The sequence below is a fragment of the Pectobacterium peruviense genome (genome assembly GCF_002847345.1).
In the GTDB taxonomy this organism is placed as follows: Bacteria; Pseudomonadota; Gammaproteobacteria; order Enterobacterales; family Enterobacteriaceae; genus Pectobacterium; species Pectobacterium peruviense.
The window spans coordinates 226,561-251,188 of record NZ_LXFV01000007.1 but is presented as its reverse complement, the minus strand read 5'-3'; the positions used below and the strand labels follow the sequence as shown (position 1 = coordinate 251,188).

Below are 24,628 nucleotides of genomic sequence, written 5' to 3'. Positions count from 1 at the left end.
TGGTGAAGGATTTCGTTATGTCCACACAAGATTTCAACAATCCCGTTCGTTCTGGTGAGGCTAGCCTTTCCAGACGCAAGATCCTGACCGCCGCCGCCATGGCAGCGCCAGCCGTGCTGTTAATGGGTACGGCGAGTAGCGGAGCTCAAGCCGCACAACCCAAGCCGGCTACTGGAAAAGTCGCATTGGTTACGGGATCGGCGCAGCCACTGCCAAGGAATTGGAAGGCCGCATGATTTCGGTCAATGCCATTGCTCCGGGATTGGTCAACACGACTATCTTCACCGATGGCAAGACGCCGCAGCAAATTGCTGGTTTTGCCCAGCGCACGCCGCACAAGCGATTGGCTGAACCAGAAGATATTGCCAACGTCATCTCTACGCTTTGCAGTAACGACGGCGGGTGGGTGAACGGTCAAACCGTGTTTGCCAATGGTGGCATTATCTGACGGTGGGGCAGTGTACGTCTATGATGGCGGAAACCGCTGCGCTGGCTTGATAAATTTAGGCTGGCACATCGGATCGTCGTAACACGGATGGGGGCGTTCAGCGAAGTGCTTGGCCTGGAACACTGTAAAAAAAATGCCGATTAGATAATCGGCAAAAGAAATCAGTCAAATTGAAGCAATAATGATGATGGAGTGGGATTTTAGTGCGATGCACGCGCTCAGTTTTGTTATTTGATGCGATTTCAGGTTGTGCTCACCGTTATTGTCATGCCCGTAAGGGTGGCGACCAGAGATGGCACGTCATAAAAAATGCGATCGGGCGTACTCTGCTGAAGGTAGCCTCTTGGTCTTGAATAACCTCTCACCCACGACGTGTTTTTTTCCCGTATAATCCCCTACTTTGTGTTAGGTCTCCGGGGTAACGGTGAAACAACTTTCCGACTTGCTGCGGCATTTGCAGCAGGATTTGCGCGAGCCACAGCCTGAACGCGCAGGTTTCAGACAAATAACGCGTTCCTTAACTCTCAGCGAGGCGTCTGAGCTACTACCGTGGCTGGCGACCCAGCCAGTGTACCCCCAATTCTATTGGCAGCACCGTCAGGATCGTGAAGAAACCGCCGTTTGCGGCAAGGTGTGTGGATTTCATCATCTTCAGGATGCTGAGGCATTCCTCGTTCAGCAGCAGTGCGATCCCGATGTGCGCATCTGGGGATTGAACGCGTTTAATCAGATAAAAGAAGGTAGTACCTCATCACCTGGCTATCTGTTTTTGCCTCGGGCAGAGCTGCGACGTCAGGATGATACGCTCAGCCTGAGTATTAACCTGTTCAGTGAAACGTCATTACAGCAGGATGCCGATGAAGCCTCGGCATTTATTAACCTGCTGCTGCCACCAGCGTCACTGCCTATTTTGCATGCGGAAGTGCAATCCGTCGGGCACCAGCCGGAGCGCCAGGGGTGGATTGATTTACTCCAGCGGGCGCTGCATGACATTAAAGCCGGGCTGATGGAAAAGGTCGTTCTGGCGCGCGCAACCACGCTAACGCTCACACAGTCGCTTCAGGCAACCACCTTTATGGCCGCCAGTCGTGCGGCGAATCACCACTGTTTCCATTTCATGCTGGCGCACGATGCGCGTCATGCGTTTCTCGGTTCTAGCCCTGAGCGGCTCTATCGCCGACGGGGGAGAGAACTGGAAACGGAAGCGTTGGCAGGAACGGTCGCAAGCGATCGTAATGTGCTTAAAGCCGCTGAGCTGGCTAGCTGGCTGATGAAGGACACTAAAAATCAGCATGAGAACATGTTGGTGGTGGATGATATTTGCCAGCGGTTACAGCAGTCGGCGCTGTCGCTGGATGTGATGCCGCCGGAAATTGTGCGTCTGCGCAAGGTGCAGCATTTGCGTCGTACCATTCATGCCACGTTACGCACCGCTTCTGATAGCGCGTGCCTCGATGCATTGCAGCCTACGGCGGCGGTAGCGGGGTTACCGCGGCAAGAAGCGCGCCGTTTTATTGCGGCGCATGAACCGTTTGAGCGTCGCTGGTATGCGGGTTCTGCGGGTTATCTTTCCCGTCAGCAGTCTGAATTCAGCGTGGCGCTACGTTCGGCCGAGGTGCGGGATCATGTTTTGACACTTTATGCCGGCGCCGGAATTGTGGCGGGTTCTGATCCAGAACAAGAATGGCAGGAGTTAGAAAACAAAGCCGCTGGGCTGAGATCCCTGCTAGACGGTGATATGTCATAGTTTTGTTTTATGATTGTTGTGTCAGGTACTGGTTTATATCAAAGTCAGCGTAGTAAAAAAAAATATAATAAGGCTGATCGCGATAGTCGTTGAAGGGCAACCAGGCCACCAACAGTTTGATCATTATTATTTGCTATACCCTAAATAATTAGAGTTGCAGGCAGGCGGCGAGTGCACGACTCCCAGGAGCTTACATCAGTAAGTGGCTGGGGCGAGTAAGAGAAGCCAACGTACATGCAGCTTGAAGTATGACGGGAATAACCTGCAACCTGAGTTGTTGAGTCCATCATGTCAACAAGTGTATTTAATCGCCGCTGGGCTACATTATTGCTGGAATCGCTGACCCGCCACGGTGTCCGGCATATCTGCATCGCGCCTGGTTCTCGCTCCACCCCGCTGACGCTGTCCGCGGCGGATAATCATGCGCTGATTTGCCATACGCATTTCGATGAGCGAGGGCTCGGGCATCTTGCGCTGGGGCTGGCAAAAGCCTCGCGTGAACCTGTTGCGATTATCGTGACATCCGGCACGGCTGCCGCGAATCTCTATCCCGCAATCATTGAAGCCGGGCTGACTGGTGAACGGCTGGTCGTTCTGACGGCTGACCGCCCGCCGGAGCTGATTGACTGCGGTGCGAATCAGGCGATTCGTCAGCATGCACTGTATGCCTCACACCCTACGCTGGCGCTGGATTTACCGCGCCCTACGCCCGATATTCCGGCCACCTGGCTGGTTTCCTCTGTGGATAGTGCTATGGCGCGGCTTACGCACGGCGCGTTGCACATTAATTGCCCCTTTGCTGAACCACTTTATGGTGCCGATGACGGCACGGCTTATCAGGACTGGCTAATGACGCTGGGCGACTGGTGGAATAGCCGCGAGCCTTGGCTGCGTGAAATGCGCCAGAGTTCGCTGGTGGTGCAGCCAGACTGGCCGCAGTGGCGGCAGAAACGTGGCGTCATTCTCGCTGGTCGCGTTAGCTCTGAACAAGGCACGCGTCTTGCTGCGTGGGCGAACGAACTGGGCTGGCCGCTGATTGGTGATGTTCTGTCGCAAAGTGGGCAGCCGTTACCCTGTGCAGATATTTGGCTGGCACACCCTGAAGCGGCGAGTCTGTTACGGCAGGCGGAAATCGTCCTACAGTTCGGTGGAAGCCTGACCGGAAAACGTCTGCTGCAATGGCAGGAACAGTGCCAGCCGCAAGAGTTTTGGTTAATTGATGATTTGCCGGGACGACTGGATCCCGCGCACCATCGCGGTCGCCGTCTGGTCGCGGACGTTGGCGAATGGCTGTCGGCGCATCCAGCAGACAAACAGACGCCGTGGGCGGACTTGCTGGTGGATATTGCCGATAGAACGCAGCGGCAGGTCGACGCGCATCTGTCTTCCCGCTTTGGTGAAGCGCAGCTGGCGCAGCGAATACCGGCGCTTTTGCCGCCGGACGGGCAGCTGTTTGTCGGCAACAGTCTCGTGGTACGTCTGATCGATGCGCTGGCACAGCTTCCACAAGGGTATCCTGTGTATGGTAATCGAGGAGCCAGCGGTATTGATGGCCTGATTTCCACACTGGCAGGTGTACAGCGTGCCACGGCGAAAGCGACGTTGGGCATCGTCGGCGATCTCTCCGCGTTATACGATTTGAATGCGCTGGCGCTGTTGCGTCAGTCTCCCGCTCCGTTAGTGTTGATCGTGGTGAACAATAACGGTGGACAGATATTTTCCCTGCTACCAACGCCGGTTGCACAGCGCGAAGCGTTTTACTGTATGCCGCAAAATGTGGAGTTCGGACATGCTGCTGCGATGTTTGGCCTGAATTACGTGCGAGCCGAAAGCTGGGAACAGCTGGCGGACACGGTGTCGGATTGCTGGACTCAGGGTGGCGTCACGCTGCTTGAAGTGGTGGTTGAACCGAAAGACGGCGCGGAAACGCTCAATGAACTGGTCGCGCAGGTGGCGGCGTGGACTCACTAGATTTTCAGGGGCTAGTCTGCCGGAAAGTGACGAGTGGCGCGGTTGCTCCGATGCAGCCGTGGCTGGTGTGCGTGCATGGTTTATTAGGCAGTGGTGAAGACTGGCTGCCTGTCCTACCGTTTTTTCGTGACTGGCCCGTGCTGCTGGTGGATTTACCCGGACACGGCGCGTCGCGAGCCATTGCTACCGCGGATTTTGCCGATATCAGCCGTCAGCTAACCGCAACGCTGCTGGCGCAGGGTATCGAGCGTTATTGGCTGTTGGGCTATTCGCTCGGCGGGCGCGTTGCGATGTACCACGCCTGCGAGGGGTATCGTGACGGTATGCTGGGGTTACTGGTTGAAGGCGGACACCCCGGTTTGCCAACCCCCGAGCAGCGTACGGAGCGTATCCAGCATGATGCACGTTGGGCGCAGCGCTTTCGTCAGGAGCCACTGCCGGATGTGTTGCAGGACTGGTATCAGCAGGCGGTTTTTGCCGATATTGACTCAGTACAGCGCGAACAGCTGATCGCGCGCCGCAGCACTAATCACGGCGCATCTGTTGCGGCGATGCTGGAAGCCACCTCGCTGGGGCGACAGCCTTTCTTGGCGGAGCGTCTCCAGTATCTGTCGAGACCTTTTGTTTACTTATGCGGTGCCAGCGACGTGAAATTTCAGACGCTGGCGGCGCAATATGGCCTGCCGTTACTGAGCGTTGCTCTGGCGGGTCATAATGCTCATCAGGCGAATCCGGCGGCCTACGCCGAGCGGGTTCGCACTTTTCTTTCGCATCCCGTTAAGGATTGATAACTATGCTTTATCCGAGTGAAGAACTGCTTTACGCACCGATTGAATGGCACGATTGCAGCGGCGACTTCGCCGATATCCTCTACCATAAATCCATCGATGGTATTGCCAAAATCACCATTAACCGTCCTCAGGTACGCAATGCGTTCCGTCCGCAGACGGTAAAAGAGATGATTCAGGCGCTCGATAATGCCCGTCACGATGACGGTATCGGGACGATTATCCTGACCGGTGCTGGCGATAAAGCATTCTGCTCCGGCGGCGATCAGAAAGTACGCGGTGACTACGGCGGCTATCAGGATGACAGCGGCGTGCATCATCTGAACGTGCTGGATTTCCAGCGCCAGATCCGCACCTGTCCAAAGCCAGTCATCGCGATGGTGGCCGGATATTCCATCGGTGGTGGACACGTTCTGCACATGATGTGTGATCTGACGATTGCGGCAGAAAATGCCATCTTCGGTCAGACTGGCCCGCGTGTCGGTTCCTTTGACGGCGGCTGGGGTGCTTCTTACATGGCACGCATCGTTGGTCAGAAGAAAGCGCGTGAAATCTGGTTCTTGTGCCGTCAGTACGACGCTGCGCAAGCGCTGGATATGGGGCTGGTGAACACCGTTGTACCGTTGGCCGATCTGGAAAAAGAAACCGTGCGCTGGTGCCGTGAAATGTTGCAAAACAGCCCGATGGCGCTGCGCTGCCTAAAAGCGGCGCTGAACGCGGACTGTGATGGTCAGGCTGGTTTGCAGGAACTGGCAGGCAACGCCACCATGCTGTTCTATATGACGGACGAAGGGCAGGAAGGTCGTAACGCGTTCAATGAAAAACGCCAGCCGGACTTCAGCAAATTCAAACGGAATCCGTAATGCGCCAGGTCACTCTCTATCGTTACAGCGTGCCGATGGAAGCCGGAGTGGTGCTGCGCAATCAGCGCCTGAAAACCCGCGATGGCCTTATCGTTCGCCTGCAAGAAGGTGAGCGGTTGGGCTGGGGTGAGATTGCACCGCTGCCAGAATTCAGTGTGGAAACGCTGGCGGAGGCGCAATCGGTCGCGCTTGAACAACTGGCTGCGTGGGCGACAGGGCGTGCATTTTCTGACGATCTTCCGCCGTCTGTTGCCTTTGGTTTGAGCTGCGCGCAGGCCGAATTGGATCAGTACCTGCCACAGGCGGCGGACTATCGCAAAGCGCCATTGTGCAATGGCGATCCTGATGAGCTGTTCGAGATGCTACAGGCGATGCCGGGCGAGAAAGTGGCAAAAGTTAAAGTTGGCCTGTACGAGGCGGTGCGTGACGGGATGATCGTTAACGTACTGCTGGAAGCCTTGCCGGATCTGAAACTCCGTCTGGATGCCAACCGCAGTTGGACGCGAGCCAAAGCGGACGGCTTTGCCCGCTATGTTGCCCCGTCATTACGTTCACGCATTGCGTTTCTCGAAGAACCCTGCAAAACCCGTGATGAATCTCGTGAGTTTGCGCGGGAAACCGGCATCAACATCGCCTGGGACGAAAGCGTGCGCGAAGCGGATTTTCGGGTGGAAGCCGAACCGGGCGTGAGCGCGATTGTGATCAAGCCGACGCTGGTCGGCAGTCTCGCACGCTGCCAGCAACTGGTGCAGGAAACGCATCAGGCTGGGTTAACGGCGGTGATCAGCTCCAGCATTGAATCCAGTCTGGGCTTAACGCAACTGGCGCGTTTGGCACACTGGCTGACGCCGGACACGGTTCCTGGGCTGGACACGTTGGATCTGATGCAGGCGCAGGTGATTCAACGCTGGCCGGATAGTACGTTGCCGCTTCTGGCTGCAGAGCAACTGGACGTGGTATGGCGATCCTGACTGACTGGCCGTGGCGACACTGGGCTAGCCAGACGCCCCAGTCTGTCCCGTTGAATGAGTCTGTCTCGTTGAATGAGCCTGTCGCGCTGATTGAAGATGAAACCCGCTGGAGCTGGCAGGCGCTCGCCCGGCGGGTAGATCGTCTGGCAGAGCATTTCGTACAGCAGGGCGTGACTGCCGAAAGTACGGTAGCGCTACGCGGGAAAAACAGCGTACAGATGCTGTGCAGCTATCTGGCGTTGTTACAGTGTGGTGCGCGTGCGTTACCGCTGAATCCACAGTTGCCCGATACGTTAACCGAGACGCTGTTGCCCGCGCTGAATGTGACCTATGGCCTGTGTCTGGCGGATAAACCGTGGCCGAATGCTGTACGCTCGCTTTCTTTACCATCAGATTCCTCGTCATCGGGTGATACCGACGAAACTAACTACACAACGCGATTACGCTGGCAGGCTGATCGGCTGGCGACGCTGACATTGACATCCGGTTCCAGCGGAATGCCGAAAGCGGTGGCGCATACGTTCGCTGCTCATCTCTCCAGCGCGGAAGGTGTGGTTAAGATGATGGCTTTTTCTGCCAGCGACAGTTGGCTGCTGTCACTTCCGCTCTTTCACGTTTCTGGGCAGGGCATCGTCTGGCGCTGGCTTGCTACTGGGGCAACGATGGTTGTTCGCGCGCATCAGCCTTTGGAGAGTGCGCTGCGTGATTGCACCCACGCTTCTCTGGTGCCGACTCAGCTATGGCGACTGCTCTCGGAAAATGCCTTTCCTGAAGCATTGAAAGCGGTATTGCTCGGCGGTGCGATGATTCCGCAGACGCTGACGCAACAGGCGGAGGCACGCGGTGTCAGCTGCTGGTGTGGTTACGGTCTAACTGAGCTGGCGTCCACGGTCTGTGCTAAGCGTGCCGATGGGCGTTCAGGCGTCGGAATGCCGCTGCAAGGGCGAGAGATCCGGCTTATGGGCGAGGAGATTCTGCTGCGTGGCAGCACGTTGGCTGCTGGCTATTGGCGTGACGGAAAACTGATTCCACTAGTCGATGATGACGGCTGGTTCCACACGCGCGATCGCGGACTATTTGCCGAGGGTGAATGGCATATTCAAGGGCGTCTGGATAATCAGTTCTTCAGCGGCGGGGAAGGGATCCAGCCGGAGAATATCGAGGCCGTGCTGTTGACGCATCCCGATGTTCAACAGGCATGTATTGTTCCCGTTGAAGACGCGGAGTTTGGCCACCGTCCTGTTGCGGTGTTGGAGTTGACACACACCACGACGCTTGATGCGGTACGCGATTGGCTACAGCCGCAGCTTGCTGGCTTTCAGCGCCCGGTTGCGTATTGTGCGCTGCCAGCCGAACTGAAGAATGGTGGAATTAAGCTGTCTCGCCAACAGGTAAAAAACTGGGTCAAGGCAATGTATCTCCACCCTAAAAGGTAGGGTAGCTCGGCTGGATGCTATTTATCTGGAGTGTGAGGGTCTGAACCCACCTTGAACCTCTGATGATTGGCGCTGGTTTCGCGATCAAACTGCGCCAGTTTTTCTAAAAACCAGATGTCCTGAAACTGTATCGGGCTGCGTCTTTCGGCATTCACCGTAGGATGAACGTCTTTCTCTGTGGTGCTTTTCCCTACCGCTACTTTTCCTTCTCTCACGATCGCTTCCTTCCGCTTGTTTTCCCCATCATCCATGATGAGTACTATTGTCCACTTTGTGTTTTTTGGGCAAATAGGTGGCGCTTATTGCTGCTATTGTCAGCAATTTCCAATGAGCATTTTTATGATTATTAACAGAATAAATCCCTGCTCAGGGCAATTTCATGCTGGAGTGGGGAGATGTTTCGGGTAGAATCGGCAACGATAACATCTTTACACGCGCGTTTAACGACGGTTTTAAGGATATTGAAAATGAAAAAGTTTGTGATTGCCTGTGCGGGAAGCCTGTTACTTGCAAGTGCTTCTGTACATGCCATTAGCCTTTCTGGGGAAGCTGGTCGTGATTACGCTGGTGCCAGTGCGGGCTTCGGTCTGGGTATTCCTGGTCTTGCTGGCAATGTGAGCTACTCCCACGGCGACAACAACAATGACGTCTACGGTTTTGGTCTGGGATACACCATTCCCGTTGGCCCACTCAAGCTGACTCTGGGTGGCAAAGCGCTGTATTTGAACCAGGATCACGGCAATGATGGCTATGGCGTTGCACTGGGTGGTGGCGTGCAGTGGCCGCTGAGCCGCCAGTTCTCGCTGTATGGCGAAGGTTATTATGCACCGGATGCTTTCTCCAGCCATGTCGACCACTATGTTGAAGGGAAAGCGGGCGTACGCTGGCAGGTGTTTGCACCGCTGAGCGTCGATGTGGGCTATCGCTACATCAATATGGCGCGTGAAAACGGCCCAGATAACAAGTTGGCTGATTCTGCCTATGTCGGCGTTGGTCTGAGCTTCTAATATACCCGTTATACTTAAAGCCGCAGGTGTGCTGGCTTTATGTTGTAGCCGGAAAGAAAAAAGAGCGTGAATGTTGAGTTCACGCTCTTTTTTTATGACGGGCATCCTTGTCCGTCACCCTTCGGGCCGTTGCTACGCAACGTTGAAAAACGCTCCCTGCGTTTTTTTATGTCTAGGGCGGCCGAAAAGATTAGCTGATTGACGGCAGCCAGCCTGCCACCATCGCCAACTGGATCAGGATGATGCTTATGCCGCTGACGAAGACCATAGCCAGAACCGGCACACCGCCACGAGTTGCACGTATTTCAGGATTTTGTTTGCGTACTTGCCAGCTCAGCAGAACGGGAATGAGTAATGCCAGCACGGCCAGTGCAATCGCCGCATAGCCCAGCGCCATGACAAACCCTTGTGGGTAAAAGAGTGCGAATACCAGCGGTGGAATAAAGGTCAGCAAGCCCGTCTGTGCACGCCCTGTGACGCTATTTTTACGCTTAAATAGATCGGCTAAATAATCGAATAATCCGAGCGCCACGCCGAGGAAAGAGGTCGCCAGTGCCAGATCGGCAAACAGGTGGACGGCCAATTCAACGTGCGGTGAGGCAACCAGAGTACGAATCGCCTGCATCAATCCATTCAATCCTGCCTGATCGGTTAAAATAGCATTGAATGTCGAAGAACTCAGACTGCCCAACATCGCGAGCTGCCAGAAAATATAGGCAATCAGCGGTATCACGCTACCGATAAGGAATATCCGGCGCAGCTTACGACTGTCACCACCCATGTAGTGCACGATACTGGGGATACTGCCGTGAAAGCCGAATGAGGTCAGAATAACGGGTAATGCTGAGAGCGTCAGACCCTGTTGCAGCGGCAGCGTTAACAGATTGACGCGCTGAATGTGCGGAACCATGACGGCTAGCATGATGACGAGCATCAGTACTTTGCCGCTAAACAGGATGCGGTTAAATAAGTCGACAGAAGATGTCCCGATGCAGACGACGCCGCCAGCAACCAGTGTGAAGAGCAAAATCCCTGCGGACAGCGGAAGTGAGTAGCCACTCCACTGGCTGATGCTGCTGGCGAGCAGTTCGCCTGCGCCGCTGATATATGCCGCCGTTAGCGCATACATCAGAAATAGCATGCTGAAACCGGTAATCCACTGCCCCCAACGGCCGAGGTAGATTTTTGCCAATGTGCCTAATCCCGTGTGCGATGGTTGATGCTGATATACTTCAACCAGCAACAAGGCGCTGTAACACATCAGTGCCCACAGGACGATCAATATCATTAATGTGGTACCAAATCCGACGCCCGCTGTTGCCAATGGCATCGCCAACATTCCTGCTCCAATTGTGGTACCAGCAACGATAAAAATACTGCCAATAGTACGATTTTTCACCTATTCCTCTATATATAGCGTGGTTATACTCCAAATAATTCGAGTTTCAGGAAGGCGGCAAGAGAAGGAATCCCGATGAGCTTACTCAGGTAAGTGATTCGGGTGAGTGAACGCAGCCAACGCACATGCAACTTGAAGTATTACGGGTATATGCAGATATTTTTGGCAGCAGGGTAGAGTATTCAGTGATTCCTGTCAAAACGCTGTTACGAAGGGTGTAATTTTATATTTACACTGGAGTGAGATGCGTCGGCGTGGCGCATTATCGGGCTGGCTGAAAGAAATATTGTGTTTGTTCATCTGACTTTCTAAAGTGGTTCCAGAATCATCATCAGGAGTGAAAAAATGCTTAGGGTTGAGATGTTATGTACCGGCGATGAAGTACTGCATGGTCAGATTATTGACACCAATGCAGCCTGGCTGGCGGATTATCTGTTTCAGCAGGGACTACCGATGACCAGCCGGATGACGGTGGGTGACGAGCTCGATGCGCTGGTGACGGCGATAACGCAGCGTAGCCAGATAGCCGATATCCTGATTGTGAATGGCGGCTTAGGGCCGACCAGCGACGATCTCAGCGCATTAGCTGCGGCCACCGCAGCAGGTGAAGGGCTGGTTGAGCATGCCGAATGGCTGGCGCGTATGGAGGCTTTCTTTGCCGAGCGCGGCAGAGTGATGGCGCCCAGTAACCGCAAACAGGCGCAAATCCCCGCCAGCGCTGAGATGGTGGATAACCCGGTGGGCACCGCCTGTGGTTTTGCGCTGCAATTGAACAAATGCCTGATGTTTTTTACGCCGGGCGTACCCTCTGAATTCAAGGTCATGGTCGATCAGCAAATTATGCCGCGCTTGCGCGAGCGTTTTGCTGTCGCAGACGCGCCGCTGTGCCTGCGTTTGACCACCTTTGGCCGCTCCGAGAGCGATCTGGCAAGCCAGTTGGATGGCATGGCGTTACCGCCGGGCGTGGTGTTGGGCTACCGTTCTTCTATGCCGATTATCGAGCTGAAATTGACTGGCCCAGCGGCACAGAAGGAAAAAATGGAGCAGCTGTGGGAAACCGTGCGCACCGTCGCAGGGGAAAATGCCATCTTTGAAGGCACGGAAGGGCTCCCTGCACAGCTGGCTCGACGTCTTGCCGAACGTGATATGACGTTAGCGGTGAGTGAACATTTCACTGCTGGGTTGCTCAACTGGCAGCTCCAGTCTGCAAGCGTTCCGCTGGCGGGCGGAGAATTGTTGGCAAACGCTCAAGACACCAGCCTATCTGGGCTAGTTGACTATGCACGCCATCTGGCAGAGCGCCAAGGCGCATCGTTAGCGCTGGTGGTCGGTAGTCGGGACGATGCTGAGCTTTCCTTGGCTCTGCATACGCCCGAAGGATCTTTCGCCCAAACGATACAGTTCAACGTACAGCGCTACAGTCTGAAAACCCATCAGGAAGTCGTCGCGATGCTGGCGATGAATATGCTGCGCCGCTGGCTAAACGGCTGGTCAGTCTACGGCGGCCACGGCTGGATCTCGGTGTTGAAGACGCTGTAGTCAGCGGGGAATTGAGAATCTGATCCTCATCCTGCCTCTTAGCCACATTTCTATTCGGCTTTCGGGGGGGTCGTGCGCGATAGTACCGTTATTTTCATGCTACCTCGTAGCACGCGCCCGACACGGGGCGTCTCAAGCGCCGCTCGCCCCGTGACCCCAGGCTTTTTGGCGTGAATTACGCCGCTACGCGGTGCCTTCGTCGATATCAGGCTTAACGGACCGCTTGCGACACGTTCCCGACGTGGCGCAAGCTTTCGCCACATCCATGTGGCTCATCCTAAGCCAGCTATCTCCTCAGCATAATTTTTTACGCCGGTGGGGAGACAGTCTGTGAATTAATATAACAAAGAATAAAGCTGACGACGGTAGCGGGCGGCGAGGGCGTCGCTGGTGCCGAGGGCGGCCATGATGTCCATTAGCGTTTTACGTGCGCTGCCGTTAGCGACGGCCAGATCTTTCTTCAGGAATCCCATCAGCAGTTCAAGCGCTTCTTCATTACGACCAACCTGATGCAGTTGCAGAGATAGCTGCACTGCCAGATCTGCATTTTGCGGGTCCGCGTCCAACTGCTGCTGCAAATGCTGAATTTCTGGTGTATCTGCTGCCTGTTTCAGCAACTCAATCTGAGCGACGAGGCTGTGATAGCGAGTGTCTTGATCTTGCAAAGGAATGGTAGCCAACACGGCTTCGGCGTCTTCACTGCGTTTAATTTGAATCTGTACTTCCGCCAACATCAGGCCGATGTCGCTGCGCTGCTGGCTGAGTTGCCAGGCGTCTTTCAGCAACTGCATTGCTTCCGGCAGTTTGTCTTCCTGAATCAGCTGCTGTGCCTGAGCGACTTTTAGCTCTTCTTCTTTCGGCAGTGCGCGTTTCAGCAATTCGCGAACCGCTTCTTCCGGCTGTGGGCCTTGAAAACCATCCAGCGGCTGTCCGTCTTTAAACAGATAAACGGTTGGGATTGAGCGCAGGCCAAACTGGGCGGCTACGCGCTGCTCGGCATCACAGTCAACCTTCGCCAGAACAAACTGTCCTGCGTATTCCTGCGCCAGCTTGTCCAGCACTGGCTCCAGTTCCAGGCAGTGTTGGCTACGCGCCGACCAGAAGTAAAACAGGACGGGCAGTGTCGCGGAGTGTTCCAAAACCTGATTTAGGTTGGATTCGTTAACGTCAACGATAGTCGCTTGTTGTTCTAACATGAGTATTCTCTCTTACTTCTTGAATTCGTTTGATCTTTAGATGGGGCCTGTTGATGTGACTTACAAGCCTCGTGCAGAGGTGAGTGCGCAATACGTCACCCTCTGCCGCCTTATCCTCGTAATACTTTATCCAGCAGACACCCCGGTAACAGACGACGCAGCCAGGTTAAGGCGTGAGCCACCAGCGTTACGGGGTAGCGTAATTTAGGTCGTGAACTTTCCAGCGCATGATGGAGTTTCGGCAGTATCGCTTCCGGCGGCAGCGTGAAGCGTTTGGCGATACCGGGATTGGTGACCGGCTTGTCCGTCTGCGTTTGCGCCACGTTATCAGTAAAGCGTGTGCTAATCGGGCCGGGTTCGATCAGGCTGACGCGCAGCCCGCTGCCGTGGAGTTCCATGCGCAAGGCATCCGACCAGGCTTCCAGTGCATATTTGCTGGCGGCATACGCGCCGCGTCCCGGCGTGGACACCAGCCCCATGACCGAACTGGTCTGGATGATGCGGCCTTCGCCGTGTGGCAGCATTGCGGGCAATAGCAACTGTGTGAGCTGATGCGTACCGAACAGATTGCTGGAAAACTGTTGTTCGAGCTGTTGGCGTGAAATCGTATTGAGTGGCCCATACAGGCCGTATCCGGCGTTGTTAAATAAACCATACAGGCGGCTATCGGTCAGTCTGATCACGTCCGCAGCGGCCTGTTCAACGCTGGCGCTGTCATCCAGATCGAGCGTGATTGCTTCCAGACCCAACGCGGCCAGACGCGTGACATCCTCTGCGCGGCGGCAGGCCGCAATCACGCGATAACCGCGTTTTTGCAAATCCTGTGCGGCAATTAGGCCAATGCCGCTGGAGCAACCGGTAATGAAGACCGTTTTTTGCATAACTTTACCTAATTCAAAAGCCTATTTATTAAGACTCATGGTTAACTAAGGGTTCCAGCTGCTTCGCCATCCATTCTGCGATAAACGGTTGTGCATCACGGGTTGGATGGATGCCATCTTCCATCATCCACTCCGGTTTAAGATACACCTGCTCCATAAAGAAAGGCAGCAGAGGAAGCGCAAACTGCTCCGCAAGTTTGGGGTACATATTGCTGAATGACTCGGTGTAGCGGCGGCCATAGTTGGTTGGCAAACGAACCTGCATGAGCAGCGGCTTAGCGTTAGCCTGTTTGACTAGCGTAATGATTTTCGCCAGATCCTGCTCGATATTGGGTGCAGGAAATCCCCGAAGCCCGTCATTGCCGCCCAGTTCAATCAATACCCAACGTGGCTGATGTTGTTTCAGTAGAGCCGGAAGTCGCGCCAGCCCCTGTGCGGTGGTATCGCCGCTAATGCTGGCATTAACCACGGCGATGCCTTTTTTCTGCGTCTGCCACTGCGTGTTCAGCAGCGTTGGCCAGGCGTTAGCGGCTGGCATCTGGTAGCCCGCACTGAGGCTATCGCCCAGAATTAATAATGTGTCAGCGGCGAAAGCGCGTACGCTGCATAATCCCAGAAGCAAAAGGACGAAAACATGTTTGCGAAGACCAGCCCAGCGAGTGCTACGCCAAGCAAAACTGCGCACGTAGAAAACATTCTTGAAGTTCATCATCTTAGTAAGCACGTTGGTCAAGGAGAGAATCGGCTTTCCATCCTTACCGGAGTTGAGCTCATTGTCAAACCTGCGCAGACAATTGCCCTGATTGGCGAATCCGGTTCCGGTAAGTCAACCTTGTTGGGGATTCTGGCTGGTCTAGATGATGGCACTGAAGGTGACGTTAGCCTGATGGGAAAATCGCTGAACGCACTGGATGAAGAAGGTCGTGCGGCACTGCGTGCTCAACACGTCGGTTTTGTCTTCCAGTCTTTCATGCTGGTGCCGACGCTGAATGCGTTGGAGAACGTGCAATTACCGGCGTTGCTGCGCGGTGAAAGTGACAGCCACAGCCGTGGGCAGGCCGAGCAACTTCTGCAACAGCTCGGGCTAGGTGAGCGCTTACATCATCTTCCCGCCCAGCTTTCTGGCGGTGAACAGCAGCGTGTGGCGCTGGCGCGTGCCTTCAGCGGTCGTCCTAACGTGCTGTTTGCCGATGAGCCTACCGGGAATCTGGATCGTAAAACCGGTGAACGCATCGTTGATTTGCTGTTTTCCCTCAATCGCGATTATGCCACTACGTTAATTCTGGTGACGCACGATGAGCAACTGGCGGCACGCTGCGAGCGACGTCTGCGGTTAGTCGACGGCAAACTGCGGGAGGACGCATGATCTGGCGGTGGTTCTGGCGCGAATGGCGCTCTCCTTCCTTACTGATTGTCTGGCTGGCGTTAACGCTGGCGGTGGCCTGCGTGCTGGCGCTGGGTACGATCAGCGACCGCATGGAAAAAGGGCTCAGTCAGCAGAGTCGTGATTTTCTGGCGGGTGACCGCGTGCTGCGTGCATCGCGGCCTGTCGCGGATACCTGGCTTCTGGACGCGCAGCAGCGCGGGCTGACGCTCAGTCGGCAGATCTCCTTTATGACCATGACGTTCGCGGGCGATACGCCGCAGTTGGCGCAGGTCAAGGCTACTGACCAGCGCTATCCGCTGTATGGTAATTTGCAGACGCGTCCTGAAGGGCTGCATGCCGAAGCGGGAACGGTGCTGGTGGCACCGCGCCTGCTGGCGCTACTCGGCTTGAACGTCGGTGACATGCTGGACGTCGGCGATACCTCGTTGCGTATTAGCGGTGAACTGATTCAGGAACCGGATTCCGGCTTTAATCCGTTCGAAACCGCGCCGCGTATTCTGATGAATCTGGACGATGTCGAGAAAACAGGGGCGATTCAGCCGGGCGGCCGCATTACCTGGCGCTACATGTTTTCCGGCAATGAAAAACAGATTAGTGAGTTCAGTAATTTCATCAAGCCACAGCTCAAGCCCGATCAGCGTTGGTATGGCATGGAAGATTCTGAAGGCGCACTGAGCCAGTCGTTAAAGCGATCACAACAGTTCCTGTTGTTGTCGGCGTTGCTCACGCTGCTGCTGTCTATCGCCGCCGTTGCAGTGGCGATGGGGCATTACTGCCGCAGCCGCTATGATTTGGTCGCTATTCTGAAGACATTGGGAGCAGGCAAACAAGCGCTGAGGCGCTTAATCATCGGCCAATGGCTCTCTGTGCTCGGGCTGGCGGTAGTTTGCGGTAGCGTGCTTGGGCTGGGATTTGAAGCGCTGTTGATGAAAATGCTGGCTCCGGTGCTACCTGCTGCATTGCCAGCCTCTGGGCTATGGCCGTGGGTATGGGCGTTGGGATCGCTGGTGTTGATTTCGCTGTTGGTTGGGCTACGGCCGTATCGACTGCTGCTGGCGACACAACCGCTGCGCGTGCTGCGTCAGGATGTGGTAGCGAACGTGTGGCCGCTGCGCTACTACCTGCCAGTTGTTGTGCTTATTGTTGTCGGCCTGCTGGCCGTGTTGTCCGGTGGTGGCGTGCTGCTGTGGTCGCTGCTCGGCGGTGTGGCAGTGCTGTCGCTACTGTTGGGCGTTATCGGTTGGGGCGGACTGCTGCTGTTACGGCGTTTGACGGTTAAACGACTGGCGTTGCGTCTGGCTATTAATCGCCTGTTGCGTCAGCCGTGGTCGACACTCAGCCAACTGGCCGCGTTTTCGCTGTCCTTCATGCTATTAGCGTTGCTGCTGGTGATGCGTGGCGATTTGCTGGAGCGCTGGCAGCAGCAGTTGCCTCCGGGCAGTCCGAACTATTTCCTGCTGAATATCACGGCGGAACAGGTGCCGCAGGTGAGGGATTTCCTCTCTCAGCATAACGTGATGCCGGAGCAGTTCTTCCCGATTATTCGTGCGCGGTTGACGGAGATTAATCAACAGATCGCGACGGAAGTGATCCATGAGGACGATCCGGGTGGTAACACGGTAAACCGTGAATTGAACCTAACCTGGATGAACGGGATTCCACAACATAACGTGCTGGTGGAAGGGGAAGCACCGAAGGCGGGCGAAGTCTCGATGGAAGCGAAAGAAGCCAAAGAGATGGGCATCAAGATTGGTGATACGATGACCTTTACTGGTGATACGCAGCCGTTTAGCGCCACGGTGACCAGCTTCCGTCAGGTTGACTGGGAAAGCCTGCGCCCGAACTTCTTCTTTATTTTCCCCGTGGGGGCGTTGGATAACCAGCCACAGTCCTGGCTGACCAGCTTCCGCTACGATGGCGATGAGAAGATGATTACCCAAATGAATCGTCAGTTCCCGACGGTGAGCGTGATGGATATCGGCAGTATTCTGCGTCAGGTAGGGCAAGTCTTGCAGCAGGTCAGTCGTGCGCTGGAGATTATGGTCATACTGGTGCTGTTCTGTGGTGTCTTGCTGTTGCTGGCACAAATTCAGGTCGGGATGCGTCAACGGCGTCAGGAGTTGATGGTGTACCGGACGCTGGGTGCGGGATTACGCTTGTTGCGCACCACGCTGTGGTGTGAGTTCGCGGTACTGGGTTTGGTGGCCGGAACCGCGGCGGCGATTGGCGCGGAATCCGCCCTGTGGCTGTTACAGCGGAAGGTCTTTAACTTTGCCTGGGAACCGAATGTCACTATGTGGATAACGCTTCCGTTAATCGCGGCGTTCCTCCTCTCGCTCTGCGGCGGTTGGCTGGGTGTGCGGCTACTGCGCGGCAAAGCGTTATTCCGGCAGTTCGCGGGGTAACGATTGCATACCGCCATACTTCAAGTGGCATAGGCGTTGGTTTTGTTACCTGGCCCATTCGTGGGCCTTATCCTAAAGGGGTAACGCCTTGCGTTATTCAAAACGCTAACGTTTTCCCCCGCATTTCTAATTATTTAGAATATATAACGTCAAATGCTCGATATTAGCGATGTGCTGATTTGGTGGCTGGAGTTAATTATTTCGGACCGGTTTTATTTTAAAGTATTGTTATTTTCGCTGGAGGAAATAATAACGACGAAAGTGTCATTCTTATAAGTTCGCCTCTTTTTTATTTATCAAACGGGAATGCTTTTTATTTGAGAGTCATAAGATTCTGCGATAAATGACGCCCATAAAATAATAATGATTATTATTTCCTTCCGATAGTGCTTTCCATGTGTCAACACCAGTGAGGTAACTGAAGCGATCTTACTCATGTTTTTATGAATAATAAATTTTTGATGATTAAAAAATGATGCAAATCAATTCGATGTTATGTGCAAGGAGTAATCAGTATTGCCATTAAGTTTGTAGTGAGTTGCTCACTGGCTAACTGAAGGTATGTAAGAATAATGACTGAAGAAAATAAAATGTTTTTCCGTGAGGGTGTCAATCGTCGTGATTTCATGAAGCTGTGCGCTGCGCTGGCTGCAACCATGGGGCTGAGCAGTCGAGCGGCGGCTGATATCGCTTCCTCGGTGAGTTCTTCTGCGCGGCCACCCGTTATCTGGATTGGAGCACAGGAATGTACAGGCTGTACGGAGTCTTTATTACGGGCGACTCACCCGACTATTGAGAGTCTGTTGTTAAACGTTATCTCTATGGAATATCACGAAGTGCTTTCGGCGGCGTTTGGTGAGCAGGCGGAGGAAAACAAACACCACGCTATTGAGAAATACAAAGGCCAATATGTGCTGGTTGTGGATGGATCTATCCCCATAAAGGATGGTGGAATCTACTGCATGGTGGCCGGTAAGCCAATAGTTGACCACATTCGCGAAGCCGCGCAGCACGCCGCAGCGATCATCGCAATTGGGTCTTGCTCCGCATGGGGTGGGGTTCCTGCAAGCGGTGTTAATCCTACCGGCGCGGTCAGTTTGCAGGAAATCCTGCCTGATAAAACGGTCATCAACATCCCTGGCTGTCCCCCTAATCCGCATAACTTCCTGGCCACCGTCGCCCACATCATTACCTATCAGCGTCCCCCTGCGCTTGATGCGAAAAACCGTCCCGAGTTCGCCTACGCCCGTCTGATTCATGAGAATTGCGAGCGCCGCCCGCATTTCGATGCGGGGCGTTTTGCCAAACAGTTCGGTGATGATGGCCACCGACAGGGGTGGTGTCTGTACCACCTCGGCTGCAAGGGGCCGGAAACGTACGGTAACTGCCCGACTCTGGAGTTCTGTGATGTCGGTGGTGGCATATGGCCGGTTGGGATCGGCCATCCATGCTATGGCTGCAATGAGCAAGGTATCGGTTTTACTAAAGGGATAGCTCAACTCGCCAGCGTCGAAAACCCCACACCGCGTAATGCCAAACCAGACGTGATGAGTCAGGAAGGGGGGAATGTCAGCCTGAGCACGGTCGGGTTGCTTGGCGGTGTTGTGGGGCTGGTGGCTGGCGTCAGTTTGATGACGGTGAAAGAGCTGGGGCGGCAACAAAAGACCAATCGTAACGATGGTGATCAGCCCTCGCGCAAGGAGTAAGCCGTGGACAGACGTAATTTTCTAAAACTGGCTACTGGCGGGATGATGACGGTCGGCATCGCCCCCTCTGCGTTGGCGAAAGCAGAGAACAAGCCGCCAATTCCGAACTCGCTTGGCATGCTGTATGACTCAACGCTGTGCGTGGGGTGTCAGGCATGCGTCAGCCAGTGTCAGCGTATCAACCATAGTGATGCACCGCATGGGGCGACCTACGCCTATGCGGGCACGGAACCGATATGGTCGAACAACGATAAGCTCAGCCCCTACACCAACAACATTATTCAGGTGTGGAGTGATGGGAGCGGCGTACATAAAGACCAGACGGAAAACGGTTATGCCTATATCAAAAAACAGTGCATGCACTGTGTGGATCCCAACTGTGTATCCGTTTGTCCGGTGCAAGCATTACGTAAAGACGCCCATACAGGCATCGTGCATTACGATCCCGATGTGTGTACCGGTTGCCGTTACTGCATCGTGGGGTGCCCGTTTAATGTGCCGAAATATGACTATGACGACCCGTTCGGAAAAATTCACAAGTGTGAGCTTTGCAATCAGAAGGGCGTTGAGCGGTTGGATAACGGAGGGTTGCCGGGGTGTGTTGAAGTCTGCCCAACGGGGGCGGTGATTTTCGGCACGCGGGAGCAACTGCTGGACGAAGCTAAAATGCGCCTTGCAGGGAAAACAGGAGAGCCTTACCGGTTTCCACGCCAGACATTGCAGGGGAACGATCGGTACGAACATCCTCTTCCACATTATCAGCAACATGTATACGGCGAGTTGGAGGGGGGCGGAACACAGGTGCTGGTGTTGACTGGCGTACCGTTTGAAAACTTAGGGTTGCCACCGCTGGATAGCCTATCAACGGGGGCGCGTTCCGAACATGTGCAGCACTCTTTGTATAAAGGCATGGTTCTGCCGTTTGCTGCACTGGCAGGGATCACTTTCCTGGTGCAGCGCAACATGGGTAAGCACGATCAGGACGAAAAAGAGGATGAACATGACGATGCATAAAACGAGCCCCCTTGGCGGGCGGCTGGTGAGTTGGCCCGTGATGTTGCTGGCACCTTTCATTGTGTTGTGCCTGTTGTTGATCGTGAAAAGGCTGGTGCTGGGGATTGGTTCCGTTTCCGATTTAAATGGTGGCTATCCATGGGGTATCTGGATTGCTTTCGATCTGTTGGTCGGAACCGGTCTGGCGTGTGGTGGCTGGGCGTTGGCCTGGGCTGTCTATGTTTTTAACCGCGGTGAATATCATCCATTGGTGCGTCCTGCGCTGCTGGCTAGTCTGTTCGGTTACTCACTCGGCGGGTTATCCATCACGATCGACGTGGGGCGTTACTGGAATCTGCCTTACTTCTTCATTCCCGGCCATTTCAATACGTCGTCAGTGCTTTTTGAAACGGCAGTGTGTATGACGATATACATCGGCGTGATGGTGTTGGAGTTTGCTCCGACGCTGTTAGAGCGCTTGGGGTGTAAGGTCTCACTCAGGCGTTTGAATAAACTGATGTTTTTTGTTATTGCGCTGGGGGCTTTGCTGCCATCAATGCATCAGTCATCCATGGGGTCGCTGATGATTGCTGCGGGTATCAAGGTGCACCCGCTATGGCAAAGCTACGAAATGCTGCCGCTGTTTTCGCTGTTAACCGCCGCTATTTTGGGATTCTCAATTGTGATTTTTGAAGGATCTCTGGTTCAGGCGGGCCTTAGGGGGAAAAGCGTTCAGGAGACACCGTTATTCACTCGGTTGACCCGCACCATCGATATTCTGCTGTTGTTGTTTATTGTACTGCGCTTCGGGGAGCTTATTGCGCGAGACAAGACCGCGTATTTGTGGCACATCGATCGTTTCGCCCTTTCATTCTGGGTGGAAACATTGCTGCTGGCGATCCCTTTGCTGCTTTTCCGCCGGAAGAATAATCGTCGCGACCCTCGCTTGTTGTTCATCGGTGCGCTGTGCATGGTCTTTGGTGCGGCGTTCTGGCGTCTGAATTATTCCCTATTGAGTTACAACCCAGGCAACGGCTACGGCTATTTCCCAACATTCAGCGAGCTGCTGATATCCATCGGTTTTGTGGCAATAGAAGTCTGTGCCTACATCCTGTTGATCCGGTTGTTGCCAGTGTTGCCTGTGCATCAACACAAAAATGAAAATAAATCGTTAGAGGTAGAGCATGAGCCAACGCATCACCATTGATCCCGTCACCCGTATTGAAGGGCATCTGCGCATCGATTGCGAAATTGAAGACGGCAAAGTGGTTAAAGCCTGGTCATCCGGCACCATGTGGCGCGGTATGGAGGAGATAGTCAAAGGCAACGATCCGCGCGATGCGTGGATGATTGTGCAACGTATTTGCGGGGTGTGTACCACCATTCATGCGTTGGCCTCTGTGCGGGCGGTGGAAAATGCGCTGGGGATGGAAGTGCCGGTCAACGCCCAATATATCCGTAATATCATCGCGGCTGCGCACAGTATTCATGACCACATCGTGCACTTCTACCAACTTTCTGCGCTGGATTGGGTTGATGTCACTTCTGCACTACAGGCCGACCCGAAAAAAGCCGCCGATCTGCTAAAAGGCCTGTCAAACTGGCCGCTGAACAGTGAAGCGGAATTTGCTCAGGTGCAGCAGAAGATTAAAAATCTGGTCGGTAGCGGCCAGCTCGGTATTTTCGCTAATGGCTATTGGGGACACACGGCGATGTCGTTGCCGCCGGAGATTAACCTGATTGCCGTCGCTCACTATTTGCAGGCGCTGGAGTGTCAGCGTGATGCCAACCGGATAGTCGCGATTCTGGGGGGGAAAACGCCGCATATTCAGAATCTGGCCGTTGGCGGCGTGGCAAACCCCATCAATCTTGATTCACCGGGCGTGCTGAATCTGGAACGCCTGATGTATCTGAAATCCTTTATCGATCGTCTTGGTGATTTCATCGAACAGGTTTATCTGGTCGACACAGCGGTTATCGCTGCTCATTATCCTGAGTGGTTCACCGTGGGGCGAGGAGCCGACTGTTATCTCTGTGTACCGGAACTGCCTGTCGATCGTAAAAGTGAGACGTTCCTGATGCCGGGCGGGTTTCTGGATAATGGAAAATTTCGCCCGATAAACAATCCGCGTGATGAATATCTACTCAAGGGGATCGAGGAAAGTGGCAAACATGCCTGGTATCAGGATGATCAGCCGTTGGCTCCTTGGGAGGGATTGACCCGCCCGAATTACACCGGCTGGCAGGATGACGGTAAATATTCATGGGTGAAATCGCCAACCTTCTATGGCAATGCGGTGGAAATGGGGCCTTTGGCGTGGCTGCTGTGCAATCTGCGAGCTGGCTATCAGCCCGCACAGCATTATTTCACACGCGCCAATGATATTTACAAAACGCTAACCGGTAACGTAATGACGGAGGATCAACTGCCATCAACGTTGGGCCGGGTTTTAGGGCGCACCGTACATACCTGCGTGCTGCATGACACGCTGGCACAGCAGTGGCAGGCGCTGGTGACGAATATCGGTAATGGCGATCATGAAACGTTTATTCCCCCCAACATCCCAGAGCAAGGTGAATTCCGCGGTGTGGGCTTTATTGAAGCACCGCGCGGTGCACTGTCGCACTGGGTGGTTATTAAAGATGGAAAAATAGCCAACTATCAGGCGGTTGTGCCTTCAACCTGGAATGCGGGGCCGCGCAATTTTAACAATGAGCCTGGCCCTTATGAACGTTCTCTGGTGGGGACATCGGTGGCAGATCCGTACAAACCGTTGGAAGTCGTGAGAACGATTCATTCGTTCGATCCCTGTATGTCCTGCGCCGTGCATCTTGTCGATACCTCAGGTCAGGAAGTGACCAAGGTTAGGGTGTTGTGATGAGCATTCTGGTGCTGGGGATTGGCAACCTGCTGTTGGGCGATGAGGCCGTGGGCGTTCGCATTATTGAAGCGCTTGAGCAGCGCTACCGTTTGCCGGAGCACGTCGAGGTGTTGGATGGTGGCACGTCAGGAATGGAACTGATGGACGTAATGGCAAATCGCGATCACCTGATTGTGGCCGATGCGGTTCTGGCTGATAGCCCACCCGGCAGTGTCGTGGAGCTGCATGATGAGGAAATCCCCGCGTTCTTTACCCGTAAAGTGTCGCCCCACCAGCTCGGGCTTTCCGATGTGCTGATGGCGCTACGGCTGACGGAGGAATTCCCCCGTCGATTGACGCTGGTGGGCGTTGTGCCTGCATCGCTTGAACCCGGTATCGGCCTGACGGCCTTGGTCAGTCGGGCGATTGAGCCTGCGCTCGCTCAGGTTCTGGCGGCGTTGCAGTCTAGCGGCGTGGTCGCCGAACTGCGGGAGGCATCTGATGCCGGATGTTGTTAACGGGTTTCAGCACAATCCAGCCGCACAGTTAGAAACGGCTTTTCAGGCGATCGCGGAGAGGGAAATGCAGTCTTTGCCTTTTTTTCAGCCTCAGATTCCGGTGTCCGCGTGCGGATTTCAACTGTTTGAGCACCAGTGGATTGGCTGCATGTTGACGCCTTGGATGCTGAGCCTGCTGGTACTACCCGGCCCGGATCAGTGCTGGCTACGACGGACTGTTGGGGAGTCGCTGGGGCTGAGACTGCCCTGCGGCGATATCCGCTTTACTGTGGGTTATGTTGACGGATGTGGACAATATCTGGCTTCATCTCTGATGTCACCGTTGAAGAAAACCCTGACGGCGGAAGCGATGCTGACGCTGGCAGAACAAACCGTGCGCATGGCACTTTCCTTACCTGTGGTGGACGGCAATATGCCTACCAGTCGAGGTCGTAGGGCATTTTTTCATCTCTCGTAGAAGTGTAGAAGTCAGTGAGAGCACGCTGGCATAATCCGCCAGCGTTTTCACCGTG

General features: G+C 54.6%; 22 protein-coding genes. 17 read left to right on the top strand and 5 right to left on the bottom strand.

Translation table 11 applies throughout. The annotated features are described in order from the left end of the window. Window positions 1-232: 232 nt before the first annotated feature. From A0G03_RS21965 to menE, 7 genes are all read left to right on the top strand, one after another. The gene (locus A0G03_RS21965; protein ID WP_053075297.1) at window positions 233-448 is read left to right on the top strand and encodes an SDR family oxidoreductase; all 216 of its coding nucleotides are present in this window, start codon (window positions 233-235) and stop codon (window positions 446-448) included. A gap of 424 nt (window positions 449-872) precedes the next feature. After that, window positions 873-2,195 (top strand): isochorismate synthase MenF, encoded by a 1,323-nt coding sequence (menF, locus tag A0G03_RS08200; RefSeq protein ID WP_048259189.1) that lies wholly within the window; start codon window positions 873-875, stop codon window positions 2,193-2,195. A 288-nt stretch (window positions 2,196-2,483) separates the two neighbouring features. Beyond that, window positions 2,484-4,166, top strand: coding sequence for a 2-succinyl-5-enolpyruvyl-6-hydroxy-3-cyclohexene-1-carboxylic-acid synthase (menD, locus tag A0G03_RS08195; RefSeq protein ID WP_048259190.1), 1,683 nt, complete (start codon window positions 2,484-2,486; stop codon window positions 4,164-4,166). Continuing rightward, entirely contained in the window at window positions 4,154-4,954 is an 801-nt protein-coding gene (menH, locus tag A0G03_RS08190) for a 2-succinyl-6-hydroxy-2,4-cyclohexadiene-1-carboxylate synthase (RefSeq protein ID WP_223250582.1), read from the top strand. The genes menD and menH overlap by 13 nt, the downstream gene beginning before the upstream one ends. Before the next feature lie 5 nt (window positions 4,955-4,959). Continuing rightward, a complete protein-coding gene (menB, locus tag A0G03_RS08185) occupies window positions 4,960-5,817 on the top strand; it encodes a 1,4-dihydroxy-2-naphthoyl-CoA synthase (protein WP_005976180.1) in 858 nt (285 codons plus the stop codon). Continuing rightward, window positions 5,817-6,788 (top strand): o-succinylbenzoate synthase, encoded by a 972-nt coding sequence (menC, locus tag A0G03_RS08180; protein WP_048259192.1) that lies wholly within the window; start codon window positions 5,817-5,819, stop codon window positions 6,786-6,788. Before menB ends, menC begins: the two co-directional genes overlap by 1 nt. Then, a complete protein-coding gene (gene menE, locus A0G03_RS08175; RefSeq protein WP_048259193.1) occupies window positions 6,776-8,224 on the top strand; it encodes an o-succinylbenzoate--CoA ligase in 1,449 nt (482 codons plus the stop codon). The genes menC and menE overlap by 13 nt, the downstream gene beginning before the upstream one ends. Window positions 8,225-8,241: 17 nt before the next feature. Here menE and A0G03_RS08170 read toward each other — a convergent pair whose 3' ends face one another. After that, window positions 8,242-8,475: a hypothetical protein gene (locus A0G03_RS08170; RefSeq protein ID WP_053075298.1), complete on the bottom strand. Its 234-nt coding sequence runs from the start codon at window positions 8,473-8,475 to the stop codon at window positions 8,242-8,244. 216 nt (window positions 8,476-8,691) lie between these two features. Between A0G03_RS08170 and A0G03_RS08165 the strand changes: the two genes are divergently transcribed. After that, window positions 8,692-9,231 (top strand): YfaZ family outer membrane protein, encoded by a 540-nt coding sequence (locus A0G03_RS08165; protein ID WP_048259194.1) that lies wholly within the window; start codon window positions 8,692-8,694, stop codon window positions 9,229-9,231. 190 nt (window positions 9,232-9,421) lie between these two features. On the opposite strand, the gene tyrP is transcribed toward A0G03_RS08165, so the two are convergent. Then, a complete protein-coding gene (gene tyrP, locus A0G03_RS08160) occupies window positions 9,422-10,630 on the bottom strand; it encodes a tyrosine transporter TyrP (RefSeq protein WP_048259195.1) in 1,209 nt (402 codons plus the stop codon). Window positions 10,631-10,975: 345 nt separating this feature from the next. Between tyrP and A0G03_RS08155 the strand changes: the two genes are divergently transcribed. Beyond that, window positions 10,976-12,169: a nicotinamide mononucleotide deamidase-related protein YfaY gene (locus tag A0G03_RS08155; protein WP_048259196.1), complete on the top strand. Its 1,194-nt coding sequence runs from the start codon at window positions 10,976-10,978 to the stop codon at window positions 12,167-12,169. 335 nt (window positions 12,170-12,504) lie between these two features. Here A0G03_RS08155 and A0G03_RS08150 read toward each other — a convergent pair whose 3' ends face one another. The 3 genes from A0G03_RS08150 to tesA form a co-directional block, all read right to left on the bottom strand. Next, window positions 12,505-13,365, bottom strand: a complete 861-nt coding sequence (locus A0G03_RS08150) for a co-chaperone YbbN (RefSeq protein ID WP_048259197.1) — start codon at window positions 13,363-13,365, stop codon at window positions 12,505-12,507. Window positions 13,366-13,475: 110 nt separating this feature from the next. Next, entirely contained in the window at window positions 13,476-14,246 is a 771-nt protein-coding gene (locus tag A0G03_RS08145; RefSeq protein ID WP_048259198.1) for an SDR family oxidoreductase, read from the bottom strand. A gap of 28 nt (window positions 14,247-14,274) precedes the next feature. Further along, window positions 14,275-14,958 (bottom strand): multifunctional acyl-CoA thioesterase I/protease I/lysophospholipase L1, encoded by a 684-nt coding sequence (gene tesA, locus A0G03_RS08140; protein ID WP_072062005.1) that lies wholly within the window; start codon window positions 14,956-14,958, stop codon window positions 14,275-14,277. On the opposite strand from tesA, the gene ybbA reads away from it, so the two are divergent. From ybbA to hybE, 8 genes are all read left to right on the top strand, one after another. Then, on the top strand, window positions 14,881-15,612 hold the full coding sequence (gene ybbA, locus A0G03_RS08135; RefSeq protein WP_005976200.1) for a putative ABC transporter ATP-binding protein YbbA: 732 nt from the start codon (window positions 14,881-14,883) through the stop codon (window positions 15,610-15,612). The genes tesA and ybbA overlap by 78 nt on opposite strands. Further along, window positions 15,609-18,038, top strand: coding sequence for a putative ABC transporter permease subunit YbbP (ybbP, locus tag A0G03_RS08130; RefSeq protein WP_048259200.1), 2,430 nt, complete (start codon window positions 15,609-15,611; stop codon window positions 18,036-18,038). Before ybbA ends, ybbP begins: the two co-directional genes overlap by 4 nt. 572 nt (window positions 18,039-18,610) lie before the next feature. Then, on the top strand, window positions 18,611-19,744 hold the full coding sequence (gene hybO / locus A0G03_RS08125; protein ID WP_048259201.1) for a hydrogenase 2 small subunit: 1,134 nt from the start codon (window positions 18,611-18,613) through the stop codon (window positions 19,742-19,744). Window positions 19,745-19,747: 3 nt separating this feature from the next. Further along, on the top strand, window positions 19,748-20,758 hold the full coding sequence (gene hybA / locus A0G03_RS08120) for a hydrogenase 2 operon protein HybA (RefSeq protein ID WP_048259202.1): 1,011 nt from the start codon (window positions 19,748-19,750) through the stop codon (window positions 20,756-20,758). Beyond that, window positions 20,745-21,944 carry a Ni/Fe-hydrogenase cytochrome b subunit gene (gene hybB / locus A0G03_RS08115; RefSeq protein ID WP_048259203.1) on the top strand — a complete coding sequence of 400 codons (1,200 nt, stop codon included), beginning with the start codon at window positions 20,745-20,747 and terminating at the stop codon, window positions 21,942-21,944. Before hybA ends, hybB begins: the two co-directional genes overlap by 14 nt. After that, on the top strand, window positions 21,922-23,616 hold the full coding sequence (hybC, locus tag A0G03_RS08110) for a hydrogenase 2 large subunit (RefSeq protein WP_048259204.1): 1,695 nt from the start codon (window positions 21,922-21,924) through the stop codon (window positions 23,614-23,616). The genes hybB and hybC overlap by 23 nt, the downstream gene beginning before the upstream one ends. After that, on the top strand, window positions 23,616-24,116 hold the full coding sequence (locus A0G03_RS08105; protein WP_048259205.1) for a HyaD/HybD family hydrogenase maturation endopeptidase: 501 nt from the start codon (window positions 23,616-23,618) through the stop codon (window positions 24,114-24,116). Before hybC ends, A0G03_RS08105 begins: the two co-directional genes overlap by 1 nt. Then, window positions 24,100-24,573 (top strand): hydrogenase-2 assembly chaperone, encoded by a 474-nt coding sequence (gene hybE, locus A0G03_RS08100; RefSeq protein ID WP_048259206.1) that lies wholly within the window; start codon window positions 24,100-24,102, stop codon window positions 24,571-24,573. The genes A0G03_RS08105 and hybE overlap by 17 nt, the downstream gene beginning before the upstream one ends. Window positions 24,574-24,628 lie beyond the last annotated feature (55 nt).